General features: G+C 74.0%; 24 protein-coding genes. 14 read left to right on the forward strand and 10 right to left on the reverse strand.

Annotated elements, in window-relative coordinates:
• The first annotated feature begins 68 nt into the window (after positions 1-68).
• The 3 genes from ACIGFK_RS37625 to ACIGFK_RS37635 all read left to right on the forward strand — a co-directional run bounded on the left by ACIGFK_RS37625 (position 69) and on the right by ACIGFK_RS37635 (position 2941).
• Positions 69-650, forward strand: coding sequence for a TetR/AcrR family transcriptional regulator (locus ACIGFK_RS37625; protein WP_376659137.1), 582 nt, complete (start codon positions 69-71; stop codon positions 648-650).
• Positions 651-720: 70 nt separating this feature from the next.
• Positions 721-1701, forward strand: a complete 981-nt coding sequence (locus tag ACIGFK_RS37630; RefSeq protein ID WP_376659138.1) for an endonuclease/exonuclease/phosphatase family protein — start codon at positions 721-723, stop codon at positions 1699-1701.
• Between the two features lie 115 nt (positions 1702-1816).
• Positions 1817-2941 (forward strand): low temperature requirement protein A, encoded by a 1125-nt coding sequence (locus tag ACIGFK_RS37635; protein ID WP_376659139.1) that lies wholly within the window; start codon positions 1817-1819, stop codon positions 2939-2941.
• Here the strand turns inward: ACIGFK_RS37635 and ACIGFK_RS37640 are convergent.
• Positions 2938-3753 carry an NAD(P)-dependent oxidoreductase gene (locus ACIGFK_RS37640; protein WP_400055474.1) on the reverse strand — a complete coding sequence of 272 codons (816 nt, stop codon included), beginning with the start codon at positions 3751-3753 and terminating at the stop codon, positions 2938-2940. The genes ACIGFK_RS37635 and ACIGFK_RS37640 overlap by 4 nt on opposite strands.
• A 58-nt stretch (positions 3754-3811) precedes the next feature.
• On the opposite strand from ACIGFK_RS37640, the gene ACIGFK_RS37645 reads away from it, so the two are divergent.
• The 3 genes from ACIGFK_RS37645 to ACIGFK_RS37655 are packed head-to-tail and all read left to right on the forward strand — an operon-like array spanning position 3812 to position 6254.
• Positions 3812-4801, forward strand: coding sequence for a LysR family transcriptional regulator (locus ACIGFK_RS37645; RefSeq protein ID WP_376659141.1), 990 nt, complete (start codon positions 3812-3814; stop codon positions 4799-4801).
• Between the two features lie 5 nt (positions 4802-4806).
• On the forward strand, positions 4807-5517 hold the full coding sequence (locus ACIGFK_RS37650) for a carbon-nitrogen hydrolase family protein (RefSeq protein ID WP_386471995.1): 711 nt from the start codon (positions 4807-4809) through the stop codon (positions 5515-5517).
• Positions 5518-5522: 5 nt separating this feature from the next.
• Positions 5523-6254 (forward strand): hypothetical protein, encoded by a 732-nt coding sequence (locus ACIGFK_RS37655; protein ID WP_376659143.1) that lies wholly within the window; start codon positions 5523-5525, stop codon positions 6252-6254.
• Between the two features lie 3 nt (positions 6255-6257).
• On the opposite strand, the gene ACIGFK_RS37660 is transcribed toward ACIGFK_RS37655, so the two are convergent.
• The 3 genes from ACIGFK_RS37660 to ACIGFK_RS37670 all read right to left on the reverse strand — a co-directional run bounded on the left by ACIGFK_RS37660 (position 6258) and on the right by ACIGFK_RS37670 (position 8660).
• Entirely contained in the window at positions 6258-7073 is an 816-nt protein-coding gene (locus ACIGFK_RS37660) for an EI24 domain-containing protein (RefSeq protein WP_386471998.1), read from the reverse strand.
• Positions 7074-7150: 77 nt separating this feature from the next.
• Entirely contained in the window at positions 7151-7573 is a 423-nt protein-coding gene (locus tag ACIGFK_RS37665) for an organic hydroperoxide resistance protein (protein WP_030657091.1), read from the reverse strand.
• A 64-nt stretch (positions 7574-7637) separates the two neighbouring features.
• On the reverse strand, positions 7638-8660 hold the full coding sequence (locus ACIGFK_RS37670) for an NADP-dependent oxidoreductase (protein ID WP_376659145.1): 1023 nt from the start codon (positions 8658-8660) through the stop codon (positions 7638-7640).
• A gap of 95 nt (positions 8661-8755) precedes the next feature.
• Here ACIGFK_RS37670 and ACIGFK_RS37675 point away from each other — a divergent pair, with 95 nt between their 5' ends.
• Entirely contained in the window at positions 8756-9178 is a 423-nt protein-coding gene (locus tag ACIGFK_RS37675) for a MarR family winged helix-turn-helix transcriptional regulator (protein WP_376659146.1), read from the forward strand.
• 69 nt (positions 9179-9247) lie between these two features.
• On the opposite strand, the gene ACIGFK_RS37680 is transcribed toward ACIGFK_RS37675, so the two are convergent.
• Positions 9248-9970, reverse strand: coding sequence for a hypothetical protein (locus ACIGFK_RS37680; protein WP_376659147.1), 723 nt, complete (start codon positions 9968-9970; stop codon positions 9248-9250).
• A gap of 78 nt (positions 9971-10048) precedes the next feature.
• Between ACIGFK_RS37680 and ACIGFK_RS37685 the strand changes: the two genes are divergently transcribed.
• Positions 10049-10609 carry a hypothetical protein gene (locus ACIGFK_RS37685; protein ID WP_400055476.1) on the forward strand — a complete coding sequence of 187 codons (561 nt, stop codon included), beginning with the start codon at positions 10049-10051 and terminating at the stop codon, positions 10607-10609.
• On the opposite strand, the gene ACIGFK_RS37690 is transcribed toward ACIGFK_RS37685, so the two are convergent.
• Entirely contained in the window at positions 10606-11316 is a 711-nt protein-coding gene (locus ACIGFK_RS37690) for an esterase/lipase family protein (protein ID WP_400055478.1), read from the reverse strand. The two genes, ACIGFK_RS37685 and ACIGFK_RS37690, sit on opposite strands and share 4 nt — an antisense overlap.
• A 211-nt stretch (positions 11317-11527) precedes the next feature.
• On the opposite strand from ACIGFK_RS37690, the gene ACIGFK_RS37695 reads away from it, so the two are divergent.
• On the forward strand, positions 11528-12565 hold the full coding sequence (locus ACIGFK_RS37695) for a rod shape-determining protein (protein WP_376659150.1): 1038 nt from the start codon (positions 11528-11530) through the stop codon (positions 12563-12565).
• On the forward strand, positions 12562-14127 hold the full coding sequence (locus ACIGFK_RS37700; protein ID WP_376659151.1) for a GAF domain-containing protein: 1566 nt from the start codon (positions 12562-12564) through the stop codon (positions 14125-14127). Before ACIGFK_RS37695 ends, ACIGFK_RS37700 begins: the two co-directional genes overlap by 4 nt.
• 67 nt (positions 14128-14194) lie before the next feature.
• Here ACIGFK_RS37700 and ACIGFK_RS37705 read toward each other — a convergent pair whose 3' ends face one another.
• Positions 14195-14635, reverse strand: coding sequence for an Lrp/AsnC family transcriptional regulator (locus ACIGFK_RS37705; RefSeq protein ID WP_376659152.1), 441 nt, complete (start codon positions 14633-14635; stop codon positions 14195-14197).
• 69 nt (positions 14636-14704) lie between these two features.
• On the opposite strand from ACIGFK_RS37705, the gene ACIGFK_RS37710 reads away from it, so the two are divergent.
• From ACIGFK_RS37710 to ACIGFK_RS37720, 3 genes are all read left to right on the forward strand, one after another.
• On the forward strand, positions 14705-15406 hold the full coding sequence (locus ACIGFK_RS37710) for a LysE family transporter (RefSeq protein WP_376659153.1): 702 nt from the start codon (positions 14705-14707) through the stop codon (positions 15404-15406).
• 91 nt (positions 15407-15497) lie between these two features.
• A complete protein-coding gene (locus ACIGFK_RS37715) occupies positions 15498-16166 on the forward strand; it encodes a hypothetical protein (RefSeq protein WP_400055480.1) in 669 nt (222 codons plus the stop codon).
• Between the two features lie 4 nt (positions 16167-16170).
• Positions 16171-17523 (forward strand): carboxyl transferase domain-containing protein, encoded by a 1353-nt coding sequence (locus ACIGFK_RS37720; RefSeq protein WP_376659155.1) that lies wholly within the window; start codon positions 16171-16173, stop codon positions 17521-17523.
• On the opposite strand, the gene ACIGFK_RS37725 is transcribed toward ACIGFK_RS37720, so the two are convergent.
• Positions 17520-18593, reverse strand: coding sequence for an esterase-like activity of phytase family protein (locus ACIGFK_RS37725; protein ID WP_400055481.1), 1074 nt, complete (start codon positions 18591-18593; stop codon positions 17520-17522). The genes ACIGFK_RS37720 and ACIGFK_RS37725 overlap by 4 nt on opposite strands.
• A gap of 123 nt (positions 18594-18716) precedes the next feature.
• Positions 18717-19529 carry an AraC family ligand binding domain-containing protein gene (locus ACIGFK_RS37730; protein WP_376659157.1) on the reverse strand — a complete coding sequence of 271 codons (813 nt, stop codon included), beginning with the start codon at positions 19527-19529 and terminating at the stop codon, positions 18717-18719.
• Between the two features lie 49 nt (positions 19530-19578).
• Here ACIGFK_RS37730 and ACIGFK_RS37735 point away from each other — a divergent pair, with 49 nt between their 5' ends.
• Positions 19579-19941, forward strand: a complete 363-nt coding sequence (locus tag ACIGFK_RS37735) for a cupin domain-containing protein (protein WP_376659158.1) — start codon at positions 19579-19581, stop codon at positions 19939-19941.
• 25 nt (positions 19942-19966) lie between these two features.
• On the opposite strand, the gene ACIGFK_RS37740 is transcribed toward ACIGFK_RS37735, so the two are convergent.
• Positions 19967-21235, reverse strand: a complete 1269-nt coding sequence (locus ACIGFK_RS37740) for an MFS transporter (protein ID WP_376659159.1) — start codon at positions 21233-21235, stop codon at positions 19967-19969.
• Positions 21236-21374 lie beyond the last annotated feature (139 nt).

Raw genomic sequence — 21374 nt, forward strand, 5'->3', positions numbered from 1 at the left:
GTGATGTGTTCGTGATGTACGGATGCCGTACGGTCCTCTGGAGGCCGTGAAGGGAAGGGGTGCGGGCGATGGTCCGAGCCAGGAGCGAGGAGCGCCGCGAGGAGATCGTCCTCGCGGCGCTCGAGGTGATCGCGGAGCGCGGCTACCGGGGCGCGGCCCTGGCCACGGTCGCCGAGCGCGTGGGCCTGACCCAGCAGGGGCTGCTGCACTACTTCCCGACCAAGGAGGCCCTGCTGGTCGCGGTGCTGGAGGAGCGCGACCGGTGGGACACGGGCGGCGGCTCGCGCGTCTCCGCCGACAGCTGGCGCCTGGACCTGCTGGATTCGCTGGTGGAGTACAACGCCATGCGCCCGGGCATCGTGCAGACCTTCTCGGCACTGCTCGGCGAGAGCGTCACCGAGGAGCATCCCGCCCGCGGGTTCTTCACCGAGCGCTACGAGCAGGTCCGCCGCGGGATGGCCTCGCTGCTGCGCCGGGAGTTCGGCGACCGCCTCCCGTCGGGCCTCACCCCGGAAGAGGCGGCTCCGCTGCTGACGGCCGTCATGGACGGGCTCCAGTACCAGTGGCTGCTCGCCCCGCAGTCGGTGGACATGCCGGCCGCGTTCCGCTCCTTCCTCGCACTGTTGCGGGGGCCCGGGACCCGGCCCTGACCGCCACCGGACCGGCGGATACCTTGATCGCCGAGACGAACCGCGTACGAGGGGTGGCAGGTTCATGGGAATGTCCGGACCGACGAAGACGATCGCCGGGGCGGCAGGCGCACTGGCACTGGCACTGGCCGCCACGCTCGGCACGGCCTCGGCACCGGCCGCCGCGGCCGTGACAGCCGAGACCGCGAGCATCGCAGCCGGCGACCGCACCGGCCCACCCGAGGCGGGGATGGTAACGGCGAAGAACCTCCAGGTCATGTCGTGGAACATGTGCGGATCGCAGCGCTCCACCTGGCACTGCGAGGGGACCGGCACAGCGCAGCAGAAGACCGACGTGGTCAAGTACCACGTCCAGAACGACTACGTCCACGCCGCCCTGCTCCAGGAAGTGTGCGAGGACGACCTCACCGCCCTGATGGCCCAGTTGGGCCCGGGCTGGAGCAAGAGCTTCGCCCCGTACCAGTGGTCCCAGGGAGCCGACGGCAAGTGGAACAGCCGCTGCGGTGAGGACACCGGGCGGGCCGACCGCATCGGGACCGCGATCGTGCTCAAGGGCCAGATGGCGGACGCCCGGGAGTACCCGCTGACGCAGCCGTACGTCGGCCAGCAGAGGCCCTTCCAGTGCGCGACGGCGGTGTACTGGAACGTCCGGCTCTGCAACGTCCACACCTCTCCCCTGGGCAGCAACCCGGACCACCCGACCTGGGACTACCGCGACGACCAGCTCGCGGAGATCAAAGCCATCGTGAACACCTTCCCCAAGACGGTCCTCGGCGGGGACTTCAACTCGCTCCCCCCGGACGACCCGAACAACAAGGACGCCTGGGTGTGGCCTGAGGGCCTCTACTCCACCGGCCCGGGCACCGAGGGCTACCAGGAGTGCGACCAGACGGGCGCCTCGCGCACCGGGCGCGCCACCCACGATTCCGGCGCGAAGATCGACTACCTCTTCGGCAATCAGACCCGGCGCTGGTGCGCGGTGGCCGACTCGGCCTTCTCCGACCACCACGTCGTGATCGAGTCCGTGGCCGTCGCTTCCGTCGTGGCCTGACGGACCGGGCCGCACGCCGAGGCCGCACGCCGGGCTCCGACACGGGGACCCGGCGTGCGGCCGCGCGATCCACCCGTGCATCCTTCTCCCGACGGGCTACCGGGGGGAGTTGGGGATGGAGACCGAGAAGAAGGTCGCGTGGTCGGAGCTGTTCTTCGACCTGGTGCTGGTGTTCGCCGTGACACAGGTGTCGGCGCTGCTCCACCACGACCACGGCTGGAGCGGCACCGGGCGGGCCGTGATCGCGTTCATACCGATCTACTGGGTGTGGGTCGGCAACACCGTGTACTCCAACACCCATGACGCGGAGCGGCCGCTGAACCGGATCGCGCTCTTCGCGGCCGGGCTGTGCGGCCTGATGATGGCGCTGGCCCTGCCGGAGGCCTTCGGGGAGCGCGGGCTGCTGTTCGCCGGCGCCTACTTCTGCGCCCGCCTGCTGCTCGCGGCGCTGGCCCACGTCCCCGGGCGGCGCCCGACGCCCACCCCGGCCGTGCTGTCGGTGCTGATCAGCGGCCCGCTGCTGCTGGCGGGCGGGTTCCTCGACGGAGGGGCCCGGACCGGGCTGTGGGCGCTGGCGGCGGCCGTGGACCTGGCCGCGCCGCGGCTGACGCGCCGCAACATGATGCGCCTGGAGTTCGAATCGGGGCACCTCGCCGAGCGGTTCGGCCTGTTCGTGATGATCGCGCTGGGCGAGTCGATCGTGGCGGTCGGCGCCCCGGTGGCCTCCTCCCCGGAGCTCGGCGCCGGCTCGCTCGCGGCCGTCGCCGTCGCCTTCACCCTGGTGTGCAGCCTGTGGTGGGTCTACTTCCACCTGGCGGCGAGCGCGGTCCGGCACGGGCTGGAGACCGCAGCCGTACGGGCGGACGTCGCCCGGCAGGTCCTCTCGTACGGGCACCTCTCGCTGATCGCCTCGGTCATCGCGGTGGCCGTCGGCATGGCCGAGGCCGTCGCGCACCCCGGCGAACGCCTCCCGCTCGGCGTGGCCGCCCTCCTGTACGGGGGCTGCGCCCTCTACCTCGCCACCTTCGGGTACACGCGCTGGCACCTCTTCCGGTCCTGGTCGGTGACCCGGCTGGTGGCCGCCGGGGTGGCCCTGGCCCTGCTGCCGCCGGCCGCACTGCTGCCCTCGGTGGCCGCCCTGGCGCTCCTGACGGCGCTGGTCACCCTCCTGAACCTGGCGGAACTCGCCCTCGTCCGGACCCGCGGCGGCCTCCCGGGCGGCCCGGCGCCCACCGCCTAGGCGACGCCGGGCCTGAGGTGCGAGAGGTCCTGGTCCGCGAGGTCCGGGCGGGCCGTGAGCGCTGCCCGGACCGCCTCCAGGATCGGGAGCGGGGCGCGGGCGGTGGCCAGGCCCACGTCCTTGGCGGCCAGGGCCACCGGGAAGTGGGAGGCGTCCGCGTACGTACGGGCCACCGCGCCCGCCAGCGGCCCCCGGGCGAGCTCCGCGCGGACCAGGGCCTCGGGCAGGCCCAGTTCGCGGCCCAGCGTCAGCGCCTCGGCGACCAGGCCGACCCCGCCGACCACCGCGTTGATCAGCACCAGCTTGAGCGCGGCGCCCGCACCGGCCGGGCCGCACTCGGTGACCTCGCCCAGTGCGTCCAGCACCGCGCGGACGGGGCCGGGCAGCGGTCCCCCGGCCAGCACCCACAACTCCCCCGTGGCCGCCCGGTCCACACTGCCCATGACGGGCGCGTCGGTCAGGGTCACCCCCGCCGGCAGCCGCTCCGCGAGCTCGTGCACGGCCTCCGGCCCGACCGTGGAGGTGTCGATCCAGTGGACCCCGGGCCGCAGGGCCGGCAGCACGCTCTCGGAGACGGCCTTCAGGGCGGCCGGGTCGGCCAGCATCGTGATGACGAGGTCCGCGCCGTGGACCGCCGCGGCCGGCGTGTCCGCGACGGCCGCACCGGCCGCCGCCAGGGGTTCCGTCCGGCCCGGCGTCCGGTTCCACACCGTCAGCGCATGGCCCCTGCCGAGCAGGTGACGGGCCATCGGGGCGCCCATGTTGCCGAGGCCGAGGAAGGCGATCTTCTGTGCTGTGTCCGTTGCGTCCATGGCCCCGACGCTAGATCCGGCCCCGCCATGCGACAAGCGAATGTCTAGCATGGTGGCCATGCCCACTCCGCATGGCTCGCCCGCCGCGCCTGCCCCGCGCACTTCACCCGCCTCGTCGGCCCCGCGCACCTCACCCGCCTCGCCGGCCCCGTCCGCCTCACACGGCCTGTACGAGGTCTTCCTGCGCGTCGCCCGCCTGGCCTCCTTCACCGCAGCCGCCCGCTCCCTCGGCTACACCCAGTCCGCGGTCTCCCGGCAGATCCGGACCCTGGAGGACGAATGGGGCACCCCGCTCTTCGACCGCCTCCCGCGCGGGGTCCGGCTCACCGAGGCGGGCCGGATCCTGCTCCCGCACGCCGAGGCGGTCGGCGAGCGGCTGCGCGCCGCCCGCGCCGAACTCGACGCGCTGCGCACGCTCGGCGCGGGCCGGCTGCGGATCGGCGCCTTCGCCACGGCCGATGCCGCGCTGCTGCCGCGCACCCTGGCCGTGTTCCGGGCCCGCCACCCCGCGGTCGAGGTCACCCGCACCGAGGGGCTGTCGGCCGGGCACCTGGCGCTGCTGGCCTCCGGGGACCTCGACCTCGCGGTGGTGGCCGAGACCTCCGGCGAGCCGCCCCGCGGCTGCACCCCGCACCACCTGCTCGACGAGCGGATGTACGTGGCCCTGCCGCTCGGGCACCGGTTCGCGGACCGCGACGGCCTGCGGCTGGCCGAGCTCGCCGAGGAGGTGTGGATCACGGGCGGCGCCCGCCCCGAGGACACGCTGCTGGGCTCCGCGGTGGCCCGGGGGTTCCGCCCGCGCGCCGGCCTCTTCGCCGCCGACTGGATCGCCAAGCAGGGCTTCGTCGCCGCCGGGCTCGGTGTCACCCTGCTGCCCGAGCTCGCCGCCTCCTCCGCGCGGGCCGACCTGGTGCTCGTACCACTGCATCCGCAGGACACCCCGCGCCGCCGGGTCTACGCCGCCACCCCGCAGGGGATCGCCCCCTCCCCCGCCGCCACGGCTTTCCTGGCCCTGCTCAAGGAGACCGCCGCCGGCCTGGCAAGCTGAGCCGGGTGAAGATCGCCGCAGCGCAGCTGACCTGCATACCCGCCGATGTTCCCGCCAACGCCGCACGGGCCGCCGCGCTCGCCGCCGCGGCCCGTGAACAGGGCGCCGGGCTGGTCGTGTTCCCCGAGTTCACGCTGACCGGCTACGAGCTGACGGCACTGGCGGCCGATCCCGGGCTGTGGACGGGCGCCGGCGACCCCCGGCTGGACCCGCTGCGCTCCGCCGGGATCGCGACCGCGGTCAACGTCGCCGTGCCCACCGGCGGCCCGCGGCCCGCCATCGCGACGCTGGTGCACGACGCGGACGGCGCGCACGTGACCACGTACCTGAAGCAGCACCTCTACCGGCACGAACAGGACGTCTTCCGGCCGGGCGGGACCGACGGCCGCTTCGAACTCGGCGGGATCCGCTTCTCCCTGGGGATCTGCTACGACAACCACTTCCCCGAGCTGACCGGCCGGGCGGCGGCCGACGGCTGCCGGGTGCACCTGGCGAGCTCCCTGTACGGGACGGGCGGCGGGATCGAGGAGCGCGCCACCCTCCACCCGGGGATCGCGAAGGAGCACGGCCTGTACGTGGTCCTCGCCAACCACGTGGGACCTGCGGGGCCGTGGACCGGCTGCGGGGGCGCGGCGGTGTGGGGGCCGGGCGGCGAGCTGCTGGCCGAGGCGGACGACCGTACGGCGTCCGTGGTGACGGTCGATGTGATGAGCTGATCGGTATGAGTACCTTCGCCTTCGAGACGATCACGGTTCCGGAACACCTGCACGGCTACCCGGGGGTGGCCTACGGCGGCTACGTCGCGGGCCTGCTGGCAGCGCGCGCCACCGCGCCGACCGTACGGGTGGACTTCCGGCGGCCCGCGCCGACGGAGACCCCCGTCCGGCTCGCCGGGACCCCCGGGGGCGGCTGCGAGCTGACCGGCGCGGAGGGGGTGCAGCTGGCCGTGGCGAGCCCGGCCGCCTTCGAGGGCGCGGGCACCCCGGCGGCGCCCTCGTGGGAGCGGGCCTCGGCGGCGGCCGAGGCCTACCGGGCGGCGCCGCCGGACGGGCAGGTCGACTGCTTCGGCTGCGGCCTGGACCGCACTCCCGCCACCGGGCTGCGCCTGCACTGCGGGGCGGTGCCGGGCGGCGGGACGGTCGCCACCGCCTGGACGCCCGGCCGGGAGCTGGCCGGCCCGGACGGGATGCTGCCGGCCGAGCTGGTGTGGGGCGCCCTGGACTGCCCCGGGAACGCCGCCGGGCGGCTGCTCGACGGGCGCCCGGCGGGTGCGGTCACGGCTGCGCTGACCGCCCGGCTGCTGCGGCCGGTGCCGGTGGGCGAGGGGCTGGTGTCGTACGCCTGGCTGCTGGAGAGCTCGGGCCGCAAGTACTCCGTGGGCACGGCCCTGGCCACCGCCGACGGGGAGCTGTGCGCGGTCGGCGAGGCGCTGTGGGTGCAGCCGCGGGTGTAGCGGTTACGAGTACGCGGGCGGGGGCGGCCCGAAGCCGGTGGGTGCGTCCTCGGGGGCCGGGGCGGCCCCGGCGGGCTCCTCGTCGGCCTGCGTCAGGTGCCGCACCATCAGCGTGGCCCCCGCCACCGCACCCGGCATCAGGAAGACGGCGACCAGCGGCACCAGGAACGCCAGCACCAGCGGCACCCCGAAGCCCAGCACCAGCATCCGGCGCGAGCGCAGCAGGACCAGCCGCTCGGACAGCTCGACCTTGCGGCGCTGGAGGGCGACGGCGGTGAGCTCCTGGGTCAGGAAGTAGCCGGAGACGCAGAAGCCGAGCGCCGGGACCACGGTCTGCCCGATCACGGGGACGAAGCCGAGGGCGAAGAGGAGCAGCCCGTAGAGGACGACCCGGCCGAGCACCTTCAGGCTGTCCCGGGCCGAGATCCACAGCTCCAGCCAGAGCGGCAGCCCGGACTGGGGGGCTTCGCCGCCCTCGCTGCGGTCGACCTGCTCGGAGAGGGACTCGTAGAAGGGCTGGCCGATCAGCAGGGTCACGGCGGTGAAGGTGATGACCGCGAGGAAGAGCCCGAGGCCGAAGACCAGGAAGGTCAGGAAGCCCCGGAACAGGGCGAGCCAGGGCGAGCTCCAGTCGTCGGCGAAGGGGGTGGCCCAGGCGGTGAAGTCGTCGGCTCCGTAGCCGAGCCCGATGAGCGCGCCGGCGTACAGGACCAGCGAGACCAGCCCGGGCAGCAGCCCGAACCCCAGCCACCGTCCGTGGCGCAGCACCCATCTCTGTCCGGCCAGCAGGTACCGGAACCCCTCCGCAAGATCACGCATGGCGGCAGTTTATGGGGCCCCGGAAACGGCGAAGGCCGCACCCCGTCGGGGTGCGGCCTTCGGCGAGCGGTGCCGGATCAGACGGCGAGCTCGACGGTGATGTTGCCGCGGGTGGCCTTCGAGTAGGGGCACACCTCGTGCGCCTTCTCGATGAGCTCCTTGGCGGTGGCGGCGTCCACGTTCGGGATCACGGCGGAGATCTTGACGATCAGGCCGAAGCCCTCGTCGTTCTTGCCGATGCCGACCTCGGCGGTGACCGTGGAGCCGGAGATGTCGGCGTTCACGTTCTTCGCGACGACACCCAGGGCGCCCTGGAAGCAGGCGCTGTAGCCGGCGGCGAACAGCTGCTCCGGGTTGGTGCCGGCGCCGCTGCCGCCGAGCTCCTTCGGCGGGTTCACGACGACGTCGAGCTGGCCGTCGTTGGTGGCGACGCGGCCGTCACGGCCGTTTTCGGCGGTGGCGACAGCGGTGTACGCGACGTCGGACTGCTGGATGGACATGTAAGGAAATCCTCCTGGTAATCGCCGCGACTCGCGCCCACGGTCACGACGGTGTAGAGAGAGACTAACCGGTGAAAGAAACGATCATCTTTCCGGTGTTCTCGCCGCGGAGCATGCCGAGGAAGGCGGACGTCGCGTTCTCGACGCCCTCGACGACCGTCTCGTCGTACCGCAGCTCACCGGAACGCAGCCATCCGGCGACGTCCTGGACGAACTGCTGCTGGAGCCCGGCGTGGTCGCCCACGAGGATGCCCTGCAGGCGCAGCCGCTTGCCGATGACCATCATCAGGTTGCGCGGGCCGGGGGCGGCCTCGGTGTCGTTGTAACCGGCGATGGCACCGCACAGGGTCGCCCGGCCGTGCACGTTCATCGAGGAGATCGCGGCTTCCAGGTGGTCCCCGCCGACGTTGTCGAAGTAGACGTCGACGCCGTCGGGGGCGGCGGCGGGCAGCTGCTCGGCGACGGGGCCGTTCTTGTAGTTGAAGGCGGCGTCGAAGCCGTACTTCTCCGTGAGGAGCGTCACCTTCTCGTCCGAGCCGGCGGAGCCGATCACCCGGGAGGCGCCCTTGATCTTCGCGAACTGGCCGACGAGGCTGCCGACCGCACCGGCCGCGCCGGAGACGAAGACGGAGTCGCCCTCCTTGAAGGAGGCGACCTCGAAGAGGCCCGCGTAGGCGGTCAGGCCCGGCATCCCGAGGACGCCGAGGTACGCGGAGAGCGGGGCGAGCGAGGCGTCGACCTTGGTGGCGTGCTTCGCGTCGAGCTCCGCGTACTCGCGCCAGCCCAGCATGTGCAGGACGTGGTCGCCGACCGCGAAGCCCTCGGCGCTGGAGGCGACGACCTCGCCGACCGCACCGCCCTGCATCGGCTCGTCGAGCTGGAAGGGCGGGATGTAGGACTTCGTGTCGTTCATCCGGCCGCGCATGTAGGGGTCCACGGACATGTGGAGGTTCCGTACGAGGATCCGGCCGGCGGCGGGCTCGGCCGACACGGGCGCCTCGCGCAGGGCGAAGTCCTCGGCGACGGGCCAGCCCTGCGGGCGACGGACGAGGTGCCACTCGCGGCTCACGGCGGGGATCTCAGACATGCGGCGCTCCTGGTAAGAACGGAATTGCTTCACTAGGTGAAACAACCATGCGCCTGGATATTTCATGTTGTCAAGTAAGTCGGTACTCTGGATCCATGCCCAGTCGTCGCACAGACCCAGTGACCGTCGAGGTCGTCGAACTCATCGGCGACGTCGTGGCCAGGTACCACATGGAGTACGAGCACGCGGCCGCCAGCCACCAGCTGACCGGAGCGCAGGCCAAGGTGCTCAACATGCTCGCCATGGAGCCCATGCCGATGCGCCGCATCGCGCAGAAGCTGCGCTGCGAGCCGTCGAACGTGACCGGGATCGTGGACCGGCTGGAGACGCGCGGCCTGGTCGAGCGGCACCCCGATCCCGCCGACCGCCGGGTGAAGCTGGCCGCCCCCACGGAGGAGGGCCGGCAGACCGCCGAGCGGCTGCGCGAGTCACTGGACTTCGCGCGCGAGCCGCTGGCCGGACTGTCCCCGGCGGAGCGGGCGGTCCTGCGGGACCTGCTCAAGCGGATGCTGGACTGACGGCCCGCAGGCCCGCAGGCGGGCCCGGCGGGCCCGCCGGGCCTGCTCAGGCCGCCGGGGCGCCCCGGGTCACCAGCAGAGCGGGTTCCACCACGAACTGCACTTCGTCTTCGTCGGCGTCGGTGTGGGCGTCGGGATCCCGCTGAGGGTCGACGTCGGGGTGCCCGAAGCCGAACGGCTCGGGGAGGGCTTGCCCTTCCCGCCCTGCTTTCCGGACTTCGACGGGCTGGGGGCGTCCGAGGGCGTGGGCGACAGCGTCGGCTCGGGGACCGAGGACGTCGGCCCCGGCGTCAGGCTCACGGGCGCGGCCTTCTTGGCGGGCCCGGCCGCGACCTTCGCCGTGGCCTTGCCGCCCGGCCCCGTGGGTGCGCCCGAGGTCGGCAGATCCGGCAGCGGGGCCGGCTGCTTCGGGCCGTCGTCGGTGAGCACCACCTCGGAGGCGCGGTCGGTGCGCTCCCCGTCCGCGGCCATCCGGACCACCGCCAGCGAGGCCGCGGTGGCGAGCAGCACCCCGAGGGTGACGGTCAGCGTCATGCGGCTGCGTCTGCGGCGCTCGGCGCGGCGGCGCGCACCGGCCCTGCGCTCGTTCGGGACGGACAGCGTGACGAGCGAGTCCGCGAACACGTCGGCCAGGGCGGTCGGCGCCTCGGGCACCGGCGGCACCGCATAACCGGGCGCCCCGGGGCTCCCGGCAGCGGGCGGGGCGGCGGTCAGGTACTCGGCCGGGGTCCCGCATCCGGCGCACGCCAGTGCGCCATTGAGGTGTCGTTGGCAGGCGTGGCAGAAGTTCATGGCGCCCGCAGGCTACGTGCTCCCCGGCAACATAAAGATCCCGAGAACGTAAGGATCCTGTGTGGAATCGTCTCCTCCATGACGTCCTTCGGGCCCACGGCCTTCCAGTTGGTGCTTCTGCGGCGGATGGCCGACTTCCAGCCGGACCTCGCGGACGAGGCCCGCCGCCGGCTCGGCGCCTCCCTCGCGGACCAGCGCGAGGCCAACAAGCGCTGGCAGGCCATGGTCCGGTCGCCCCGCTCCCGCGGCGCCCTCGCCCGGTACCGCTCGGTGCTGGGCCCGCCCGAGTCCGCCGAACGTCGCACGATCGGCGACCTGGAGTGCGAGGCCCTGCTGTGGCCGGTGCCGCTCTGGCCCGACCTGCGCTTCGAGGTGCTGGCCGCGCCGGACGGGGCGGTGTGGAACGAGTGGCTGGTACGGGCCCCGGGCGCGCCCGGGCCCGTACTGGAGTCGGCGGCGGACCTGCAGCCGTGGTCGGCGACCGTGGACGAGGTGGCGCGGGCCTTCGCCCCGGTGCGGCCGATGGAGGGCACCGCCCCGACGCGCTGGCGCCTGGCCTTCGGGGCGCCGGGCGGGCCGTGCGTGGCGGAGTTCACGTACGGCCTGCTCCAGCGCGTGTCGACCGCCGACACCTCCTAGGAGGCGAGGAAGGCGCGCACCCCCGCCGCGGTGGCGTCGTCGCCGAGCAGGTCGTTGTGCTTGAGGCAGCCGACCGGCGTGTTGACGGCCCCGGAGAGCGGCACGCTGGCGTCCGGGTTGACGACCTCGTCGCAGTCGGACCAGAAGGTCGCGTACTTCACGGCGCCCGGAGTCTCGTCCCCGCTGCCCAGGTTCTTCACCACGTACGAACCGGGGGTCATGTCCCGGCAGGCCTGGTCCCACAGGGCGCAGGCCCACGCGGTGGAGGTGCCGTGGTTGGGGCCGGCCAGGGAGACCCAGTGGTCCACGACGGCCCCGCCGCCGCCGAACTTCACGTACCAGCGGCTGACCAGCGAGCCGAAGGAGTGCCCGACGACGTCGACCTTGGCGGCGCCGGTCTGCCTGCGGACGTCCTCGACGTAGGCGGCGAGCCGGCCCGAAAGGACCTCGTTGACCGACTGGTGGGTGTCGTAGCCGAAGGAGAAGAGCTCCGAGTCGGCGTATCCGGCGGCGCGCAGGTCCTCGCGCAGGGCTCCCCAGACGCCCGGGTCCGCGTTGTAGCCGTGCACGAAGACCACCGGACGGTGCGATGCCGCCCGGTCAGGGGCCTCGGCCGCGACCCGGCCGGCGGCTTGGGCCGCCGGGGGTGCGAGCAGCGCGAGGCAGAGCGTCAGGAGCGCCAGCAGCCTCTGGCGGGTCGTCAGCATCGGGTCCCCTTTACCTTGTTACGCATGAGTAGCTCGTGCGGTGCGGGCATGATGCTGCCTGTCGGTACAGAAATCCACTCCCTTGCAGCTGCGAGACACCCCCGGCCGGAGCAGCCCAACGGGCGGTAAGTCCGAAATGCCCGAGATGATATGAAAAGCGACCGGCAGTTCCGTCGGTCTTCTTGCGTCAGCGCTCTCGGGAGGATCTGCCGTGACCGTCAGTCTTGAGCAGTTGCGCCGCTGCCACGTCGCCGTCGACCTGGGGGCGGCCAGCACCCGCGTGTACGTCAAGGGAGCCGGCCTCGTGGTCGACGAGCCCAGCTGCGCCGCGGTGAACACGCGGACCGGTGCACTCATCGCCGTGGGGACCTTCGCCGAGCGGATGACCGGCCGCACACCCGACTACATCCGGGTCGTGCGTCCCGTCTCCGGCGGCACCGTCGTCGACATCGAGATGGCCCAGCGCATGCTGCGCCACCTGCTCGGCGAAAAACTGCGCCGCGCCCTGCGCCGCAAGCCGCGGCTGCGGGCCGCCGCCTGCACCCCGCACGACGCGGACCCGCTCGCCCAGCGGGCCGCCGTGGAGACGCTCGTCGGGCTCGGTGCCCGCCGCGTCGAACTCGTCGACACCCTGATCGCGGCGGCCGTCGGCTGCGGACTGCCCGTGGAGCAGCCGACCGCGACGATGATCATGGTGTGCGGGGCGGCGACCACCCAGGTGGCCGTCCTCTCCCTCGGCTCCATCGTCACCGCCGTGCGCATCCCCGTCGGCGGCGAGGCCATCGACCACGCCGTCGTCCAGCACCTGCGCCACGCGCACGAGCTGATGCTGCCCAGCCAGGCCGTCCGGCCGCTCCAGCTGGCCCTGCACGGAGCCGGGATCACCGACGGCGGACCCGCCTCCACCCTGATCCACGGCCGCGACGTGGCCACCGGACTGGCCCGCTCCGTCCACGTGGACACGGCGGCCGTACGCGAGGTCATCCGCACCCCGCTGACCGCCGTGCTCGACGGCATCGGCAAGGTGCTCCGGGACTGCCCGCCCGACCTGGTCGCCGATCTGACGGACCGGGGGATCATGATGGTGGGTGGCAGCGCCCTGCTGCCCGGGCTGGACCAGATGCTGCGGGACGCCACCGGAATGCCCGTGGCCATCGCGGAACGGCCGGACGTGTGCGCCGTGCTCGGTCTCGGCGCGATGCTCGAAGGGAAGATCGCCCCCATGGTTCTCAACCCGCTGGCCGGATGACGGACGCCGGGCCCGAGCCCGAGGAGGAAGCGGCGAGCCTCCCGGTGCTGCTGGAGGCGGTGCTCAGCGTCGGCTCCGAGCTGGAGCTGCGCACCACCCTCCAGCACATCGTGGACTCGGCGGCCGAGCTGTGCTCCGCGCGGTACGCGGCGCTCGGGGTGGTCGACCCCGAGCGCGCCCGGCTGACCGCGCTGTTCACTGCCGGGATGACCGAGGCCCAGCGCGGCGCCATCCCGCACCTTCCTGACGGCCGGTCCGGCGTGCTCGGCGCGCTCGTCACGGACCCGCGCCCGCTCCTGCTGGACGACCTCACGGAAGACCCCCGCGCGGCCGGCTTCCCGCCGGGCCATCCCCCGATGCGCAGCTTCCTGGGCGTCCCGATCCGGGTGCACACGGAGGTCTTCGGCAATCTCTACCTGACCGAGAAGCGCGGCGGCGGGGCGTTCGCCGACGAGGACATCGCCCTGCTGCGCGTCCTGGCCTCGCAGGCGGGGATAGCGATCGGCAACGCCAGGCTGTACGAGACCGCGCGCCGCCGGGAGCGCTGGATCGAGGGCGCCGCCGCGGTGACCACGACCCTGCTGGCCGGCCGGCCGGCGGCGGACGCCCTGATGTGCGTGGCCGAACGGGCCCGGCTGCTCGCGGACGCCGCGGCCGGGGTGGTGCTCCAGCCGACCCCCGAGGGCGGCATGGAGATCGTGGCCGCCTCCACGCACGGGGACCCCGGGGACCTGGTCGGCACGGCGATCGCACCCGGCAGCCCCGTCCTGACGCAACTCCTGGGCGGCGAACCCGTCTTCATAGAGGACTCGGCGACCGACCCCCGGATGACCACGCACGTCCGTGAGCGCTTCGGCCCCAGCATGATGCTGCCGCTCCAGAGCGGCGGCCAGCTGATCGGCACCCTCGCCCTGCCGCGCGCCCGCGGCGGCCCCCCGTACGACGCCGTGGACCGGCTGCTGGCCTCGCAGTTCGCCTCCCAGGCCGCGCTGGCCCTCGTACTGGCGGACGCCCAGCACGACCGCGAGCAGCTGGCGGTCTACGAGGACCGCGACCGGATCGCGCGGGACCTGCACGACCTCGTGGTCCAGCGGCTGTTCGCGACGGAGATGATGCTGGAGTCCACCCGGCGGCGCTCCTCGAACGCGCCGACCGGGGACACCGTCGGCGAGGAGCTGAGCCACGCCGTCGACGAACTGGACTCCACGATCCAGGAGGTCCGGACGGCCATCTTCGCCCTCCAGCAGCCCCCGACCGACGCCCCGACGACCTTCCGGGGCCGGGTCCTGCGCGAAACGGGCGGGGCGGCGGTACTGCTCGGCTTCCAGCCCTCGGTGCACTTCGCGGGCGCGGTGGACGCGCTGCTCCCGGACCCGGTGGCGGCCGACCTGCTCTCCGCGCTCCGCAGCGCCCTGGCGGCGGCGCACCGCCGCGCGGAGGTCACCTCCATCGACGTCGAGGTCGACGCGACCCCGTCCCGGGTCAGGCTCACCGTGTCGGACGACGGCCGCCCGGAAGCGGGCACCCGGGGCACGACGGTGACCTGGGAAGCGGCGCTCTAACCGAAATCCGGCCTCGCCGGCGTTTGAGGCGCGGGTCCGGGGCGGAGCCCCCGGAGCGCAGCGGAGCCTACGTCCGCGACGGGCGAGCGGCCGCGCGCAGAGCGATCCGGGTGCTCGACTGCGCCACCCCCGCCTCCCGCTTGAGTCGCCGCAGCAACCCGTCCAGCGCCGCCGGATCGGCCGCGCGGGCCCGTACGAGGTAGTCGTACTCCCCCGTCACGTGCACCACCTCCGTGATCCCGGGAAGTTTCGCGACCCGCTGCTCGAACTCCTCGTTGGTGGTGTCCTGGCGCAGCGTGAGGTCGATGAAGACGACGAGCCCGCCCCGGGTGTCGGCGGCCGGGTCCACGACGACGGTGAATCCGCGGATCACCCCGTCCCGGCGCATCCGGCGCACCCGGTCGGCGGTGGCGTTGGCGCTGAGGCCGACGCGGGTGCCGAGGTCCCGGTACGAGATCCGCGCATCCTCCTGCAGGATGCCGAGGATTTCCCTGTCGAGGCGGTCCATGCCGCGATTCTCGCAGTCGGGCCCGGTATTCGCCCGCGCCCCCGGCCCCCGCCCCCCGAACCTCTCGGCATGACCGAACTCCTCTCCCCCACCCTGGGCGGCGCGGCGGCGGGCCTCGGCGTGGCGATGCCGATGGGCGCGATGAGCGTGCTGCTGCTCCAGGAGGCGATGCGCCACCGCCGCACGGCGATCGCCGCGGCTGCGGGCATCGCGGCGGTGGACCTCGCCTATGCGGCCCTCGCGACCGGGCTGGGCCCCTGGGTGGCCTCCCACATCGCCCCGGTCGAGGCCTGGGTCCGCCTGGCCTCGGCCCTCATCCTCCTCACCATCGCCGCCCACGGCCTGCGTACGGTTCCAGCCCCTCCGGCCTTCGGGGAGCGGGGTCCGGGGCGGAGCCCCGGCAGTCAGGCCCCGCCGGGGGTCGCAGCGCTCAGCCCCGAGGCGGGCCCGCCTACCGGCGCACCGCCCGGCCGGCCGGCCAAGGCCTTCGCCCGGTACGTCGGGCTCACCGCCGTCAACCCCACCACCGCCCTCTACTTCGCCGCCCTCACCACCGCCCAGGGCGCGAGCCTCTCCACCGGAGCGGCCGGGGCCGCGTTCCTCGTCGGGGTAGGCGCGGCCTCGCTCCTCTGGCAGCAGACCCTCGTCGCCGTCGGCTCCCTCGCGGGCGCCCGCATCTCCGACACCGCCCGCGTCTGGACCTTCCGCCTCGGCTACGGCCTGGTCGCGGCCTACGCCCTCAAGATCGCCTTCCCGCTGCCGTCCCTGTGACGAACCGCCGGGGAGCCCTCGGGGGCCGCTCGGGGGTGATCTCGGGGTGATGCCGGATACGGTCCCGCACCCCGGCCGAAATGATCGGTACATGACCACTCGGCCCCTGCACCACCGCGAGAACCGTCAGCACCCCCGGCCGGCCCCCCTCACCCGGGCCGCCTTCGTCTCCGCGCCCCTGTGCATCCTGGCCTACGGTGCGATCCGGCTCGGCGACCCCGGCCACGGCCCGGGCCCCGCCTGGACCGTGGGCCACATCGCCCTGCTCGCGGGGGTCCTGCAGTTCGCCCTGGTCTTCCCGGCCCTGCGCCGGATGACCGGGCCCGCCACTGCGGCGGGCCGGGCGAGCGCCGGCGCCGGCGCCCTGCTCGGTCTCGCCGGCACCCTGGCGGTCGTCGCCCAGGCGGCCATCGACCTCGTCGTCGGCCTGAGCGCCGCCGACCGGCCGGAGATGAACCGGCTCTTCGACGAGGTCCAGAGCCACCCCGGGGTGCTGCCCGCCGTCTACACCGTCGGCCCGATGCTGTTCTACGTCGGCCTCGTCTGGCTCCTGGTCCAGCTCGCCGTCCGGCGCCGCGTCGGCGCCTGGCGTCCCGCCCTGGTGGTGCTGGGTACGGCCGTCATGGCCGCGAGCCTCGACCTGATGCCGCTCGGCGCCCTCCTCTTCACCGTCGCGCTCTTCCCCCGGGACCTCCCCCTCTTCCGGCCCGTGACCGCCCCTCATCTCCCGGACCGGCCTGCGGATCACCCCCTAGGGTGACCCCGTGACGACGACCCGCCTCTCGGCCCGCGCGGCCATCGCCTCCGTGACCGACCCCGGCAGCTTCGCCGAACTCCCCGCGCCCCGGCGGGAGTCGCCGCCGGACGGCCCCCTCGCCTGGGAGGGCTACGACGACTCCCGCGCCCGCGCCTCCGGGCGGACCGGCGAGCAGGAGTCGGTCGTCACCGGCACCGCCCGCATCGGCGGGCACGAAGCGGCCCTGGTCTCCTTCGAGTTCGGCTTCCTCGGCGGATCCCTCGGCGAGCGCACCGGAGACCGGCTCGAAGCCGCGTACACCTACGCTCGCGAGCACCGCCTCCCCCTCGTCTCCCTCATCGCCACCGGCGGCTCCCGGATGCAGGAGGGCATGCTCGCGCTGACCCAGCTCCAGCGGGTGGCCCGCCAGTGCGTGCTGACCCGGGCGGCCGGGCTCCCCCAGCTCGCCGTGCTGCGCGACCCCACCACCGGCGGCGGCTGGGCCACCCTGGGGGCCGGGGCCGACGTGGTCCTCGCGCTCCCGGGGGCCCAGGTCGGCTTCGCCGGCTCCCGGGTGCGCCCGGCCGACGCGGACCCGGCGGCCTACTCCGCCGAGGGGCAGTACGCGGCCGGGCACGTGGATGCCGTGGTCCCCGCCCCCGAGCTGCCCGGCGCCCTCGCGGACTGGCTGCGCCTGCTGACCGCGCCCCGGCCCGCCGGGCCCGCCGAGCCCCCTCATGCGCTGGCCGCGGCGGAACCCCCGCACAGCGGCTGGGAGGCCGTCCGGCAGGCCCGGCACCCCGACCGCCCGCACGCCGGGGCGTACCTGGACGCCTACTTCGAGCTCCGCATGCCGCTCTCCGGGGACCGCGCCGGCGGCACCGACCCCGGCATGCTGTGCGGGTTCGGGCTGCGCGAGGGGCGGGCCGTCGCGTACGCCGCCCAGTGCGGCACCGCGACCCGCCCGGCGGGCTACCGTACGGCCGCCCGCGTCATCCGCCTCGCCGACCGGCTCGGCATCCCGGTGCTCACCCTGGTGGACACCCCGGGCGCGGCCAACGACGCCGCCGCCGAACACGCGGGCGCCGGCGCAGCCATCGCGGACACGTTCGCGGCGCTGGCCGGCGCGGCCGTCCCCGTCACGACCCTGCTCATCGGCGAGGGCGGCTCGGGCGGCGCGCTCGCGCTGGCGGCACCGGGGAACACCTGGGTCACCCCGGACAGCTACTTCTCGGTGATCGCCCCGGAGCTGGCGGCGGCCATCCTCAAGCGCCCTGCGGCCGCCGCCCCCGCCACGGCCGACCAGCTCCGCATCCGCCCCCAGGACCTGGTCGCCCTGGGGGTCGCCCGCGGCATCGTCACGCCCGCGGACAGGCCCTAGTACCAGCTGCGCCTCGGCAGCTTCACGTCCACCCTGTACAGCCGCGTGATCTGCTGGGCGAACTCGTTGTCGTCGCTGGCCAGCAGCAGCCGGACCCGGCCGGGGCCGTCGTAGTCGGTGACGGCCATGCCCTCGACGTTGTCGACGAGGGGGTGGTTCTGCGGCAGCTTCGACGGGGCCCCCAGCGTCGGGCAGTCGTTGAAGTCCCCGATACCGGTCTTGCGGGCGAGCCGCAGCCCCGGGCCCTCCGTCAGCGTCCGCACCTTCGAGGTGTCCGTCGCGCCCAGCGGATCGGCGACGTACAGCCGCACGGTGATCGCGAACTCCCTCGTGAAACCGCGCTCCAGCACGATCAGCCGCCCGTCGCGGGTCGGCGCGAGCTCGACGAGTCCGTGCCCCGCGTCCACCGGATAGGCGAACTGGCGGCCCAGTACGAACTCCCCGCCGCGCCGCTCCCAGGTCTGGATCCGCTGCAGGGTCCGGCCCTGCGCGTCCTTGCCGTCCCCGGCCAGCCCGCCCTCGACGCCCGCGACCAGCGTGTGGCCCCCGGGCAGCAGGGTGAGGGACTCGAAGGTCGTGTTGGCGGCGGCCCGGCCCTCGGGTGCAAGCCGGAAGTCGTCCGGGATCGGCAGCGTGCCCAGCACCCGGCCGTCCCGGCCGTAGCGCCTGATGGCGGGTGCGAACTCGTCCGTGATCAGGTACGACCCGTCCCGGTCGACGACGATCCCCTCGGAGTCGATCGCCTTCCCCGTGCCGTCCGTCAGCGGCAGCCGCGCGGTGGCCCCGGCCGTCGGGGTGTCGCCGCGGCCGACCTTCAGCGAGTACAGCGCCGACTTGTCGGAGACGGCGGCCACCGTGCCGTCCTCGTCGACGGCCAGACCGGAGATCCCGCCGACCAGCCGCCCGTCGAGCGTGGTCTTGTCCAGCGAGTCGGAGTAGCCCGCGACGGAGAGGTACGGGGAGCAGGCGCTCCCGTCGGCCGGCCGGGCCGCCGCGGCAGCGGGCGGCACGAGCGTGCCGCAGAGCGCGACGGAGGCCACGGTGGCGGCGGCGAGCGTACGAAGGCGCATGAAGGCCTTCCTCCTGATTCGACGGGATGACAGGTGAGTTGGGACTGCCGAACTGTCATATGTCGATTAGAAACAAATGGGAAGACCCCGCAACACGACGGCAACGATCCCGCCAACTCCCCTTCACAACCGCCCGGATCGGGCGAACCGGGCCGGGCTGGTCCCCACGTGCCGCCCGAAGTGCCGCGTCAGGTGCGCCTGGTCGTAGAACCCGGCCGCCGCGGCCGCGGCAGCCGGACCCATCCCCGCCAGCAGCAGTCCCCGCGCCACCGCGACCCGCCGCCCGGTGAGGTAGGCGTGCGGCGGCAGCCCGTACGCCGTCCGGAAGCTCCGGATCAGGTGCGTGGGATGGACGCCCCCCAGCTCAGCCGAGGCCTCCTCCAGGGTGATGCCCTCGACGACGCGGGCGTCGAGCAGCTCCCGCAGCCGCGCGGCGAGCCCGGCCCCCGGCTCCCCTCCCGCGGGCGCCTCCCGCCCGGTCAGCCACCGGTGCAGCCGCTGCCGTACGAAGGCCAGCCGCGACTGGGCCTCGAACGGATCCGGATCCGCCAGCGCCAGGTGCAGCCCGTGCACGCGCTCGCGCAGCACCGGATCGGACAGCAGCGGAGCGTCGACGGCGGCCCCGGTCAGCCGCTCCGGCAGCACGGAGGTGTCCAGGTACAGGTTCCGCTTGCGGAAGCCGGCCTCGGTCACGGTCCGCCCGTCGTGGACCACCCCGGGCGGCAGCAGGATCACCTGGTCCGAGGCCCCGGCCCCGTGCCGCTCCCGGTCGAGGGCGAAGTCGACGCGCCCGCCGTCCAGGATCATCAGCGTCCAGGTGTCGTGCACGTGGGCGGGGTACGCGTGCTCGGTGAAGTGGGCGTGGAAGACCTCGGCGATGCCGTCCACCGGCGGCCGCCAGGCGCAGACGCTGCTGCGCGGGCGTAAGGGGGCCATGTCAGGAACGTACAAGACCGCCGCGCGGCCGCCCCGGCAGGCTGTCCGCATGACGACACCGAAGGTCAACATCGCCGAGAAGCTCGCCGGTTTCACCGAGCACTGGGCCCCGCGCCGCATCGCACGAGTCAACGACTACGAGGTCAAGGTCGCCAAGCTGCAGGGCGAGTTCGTGTGGCACACCCACGAGGACACCGACGAACTGTTCCTCGTGGTCAGCGGCACGCTGACGATCCGGCTGCGCGACGGGGACGTGGTCCTCGGCCCCGGCGAGATCCACGTCGTCCCGCGCGGGGTGGAGCACTGCCCGGCCGCCGACGGGGAGGTCGAGCTCCTGCTGTTCGAGCCGTCCGGCACCACCAACACCGGCACCGCGGGCGGCCCCCGCACCCGGGAGCCGGTGGACGCGTAACGCCTCGGCCCGGCGGTCGCAGCGGTCAGGCCTGCGGCGACCGCGCGTCGTACCGGGCGAAGCCCCGCCAGCGCAGGGCCAGCAGCCCCAGCACGAGCACGCACGCGAGGCCTCCGCCCGTGACCGCCACGGCGGGGGACGTCAGATCGGCGACGGTCCCGGAGAGGAAGTCACCGAGCCGGGGCCCGCCCGCGACGACCACGATGAACACGCCCTGGAGGCGGCCGCGCATCTCGTCCGGGGTCGCGGCCTGCATCATCGTGCTGCGGAACACCATCGAGATGGTGTCGGCGCACCCGGCCAGGGCCAGGAACAGCAGCCCGAGCCACAGGTTCCGGGTGAGTCCGAAGACGGCGATGGCCAGCCCCCACCCGGCCACGGACAGCAGGATCGCCAGCCCGTGCCGGCGGATCCGCCCCTGCCAGCCCGAGAACAGCCCGCCCAGCAGCGCCCCGACGGCGGGCGCGGCCACCAGCAGGCCGACCGTCTTCGCGTCGCCGCCGTACCAGAGCCCGGCGACGGCGGGGAACAGCGCCTTCGGCTGCGCCAGCACCATGGCGGCCATGTCGGAGAAGAAGGTCATCCGGATGTTGGGCCGGGTGCCGAGGAAGCGCAGGCCGTCGATGACGGAGGCCCTCCCCCGCTCGCCCTCCGCCCGGTCGGGCTTCATCGAGGGCAGCCTCCACATCGCGTAGAGCGCGGCGGTGAAGGTGACGGCGTCGATCAGGTACGCGGCCTGGTAGCCCCACCAGCCGACGATCAGCCCGCCCAGCATCGGGCCGATCATCGTGCCGGAGGTCATGGTCACGGAGTTCAGCGCGTTGGCGGCGGGCAGCTGCTCGGCCGGCAGCAGCCTCGGGATCATGGCGGACTGCGCCGGTCCGGCGAGCGCCCCGGCCACCGCCTGGAGCGCGACGACGGCGTACAGGAACCACACCCGGTGGTAGTCGAGCAGCGCGGCCGCGGCGAGCGCGATGGACAGCCCGGCGGAGCCGAGGGCGCTGTAGAGGCCGAGCTTGCGCCGGTCCAGGGTGTCGGCGATGGCGCCGCCGTACAGGCCGAAGGCGACGAGCGGGACGAGCGCGAAGAGTCCGACGAGCCCGACGGCGAAGCTGGAGCGGGTGATCTCGTAGACCTGGAGCGAGATCGCGAGGGCGGTCATCGCCTGCCCGAGCCAGGAGATGGTGCTGCCGACCCACAGCCGCCGGTAGTGCACGGAAGTGCGCAGCGGGGTGAGGTCGGCGAATATTCGGCGCCGGGGGCGGGGGCGGGTGGGCGTGGTCGTATCGGGCACAGCGGATGGTAACCACCGGCCCGTCGGCCCGCCGAGCCGGTTTTTCGGCGTTCACACACCGGCAACAGTCGCCCCACCCGGCTCCGGCATCCCGGCGCGGGCGATCCCTTGCCGGTAACCCGCCACTATCACCGGACAT

This window comes from Streptomyces sp. NPDC085524 (genome assembly GCF_044541755.1).
In the GTDB taxonomy this organism is placed as follows: Bacteria; Actinomycetota; Actinomycetes; order Streptomycetales; family Streptomycetaceae; genus Streptomyces.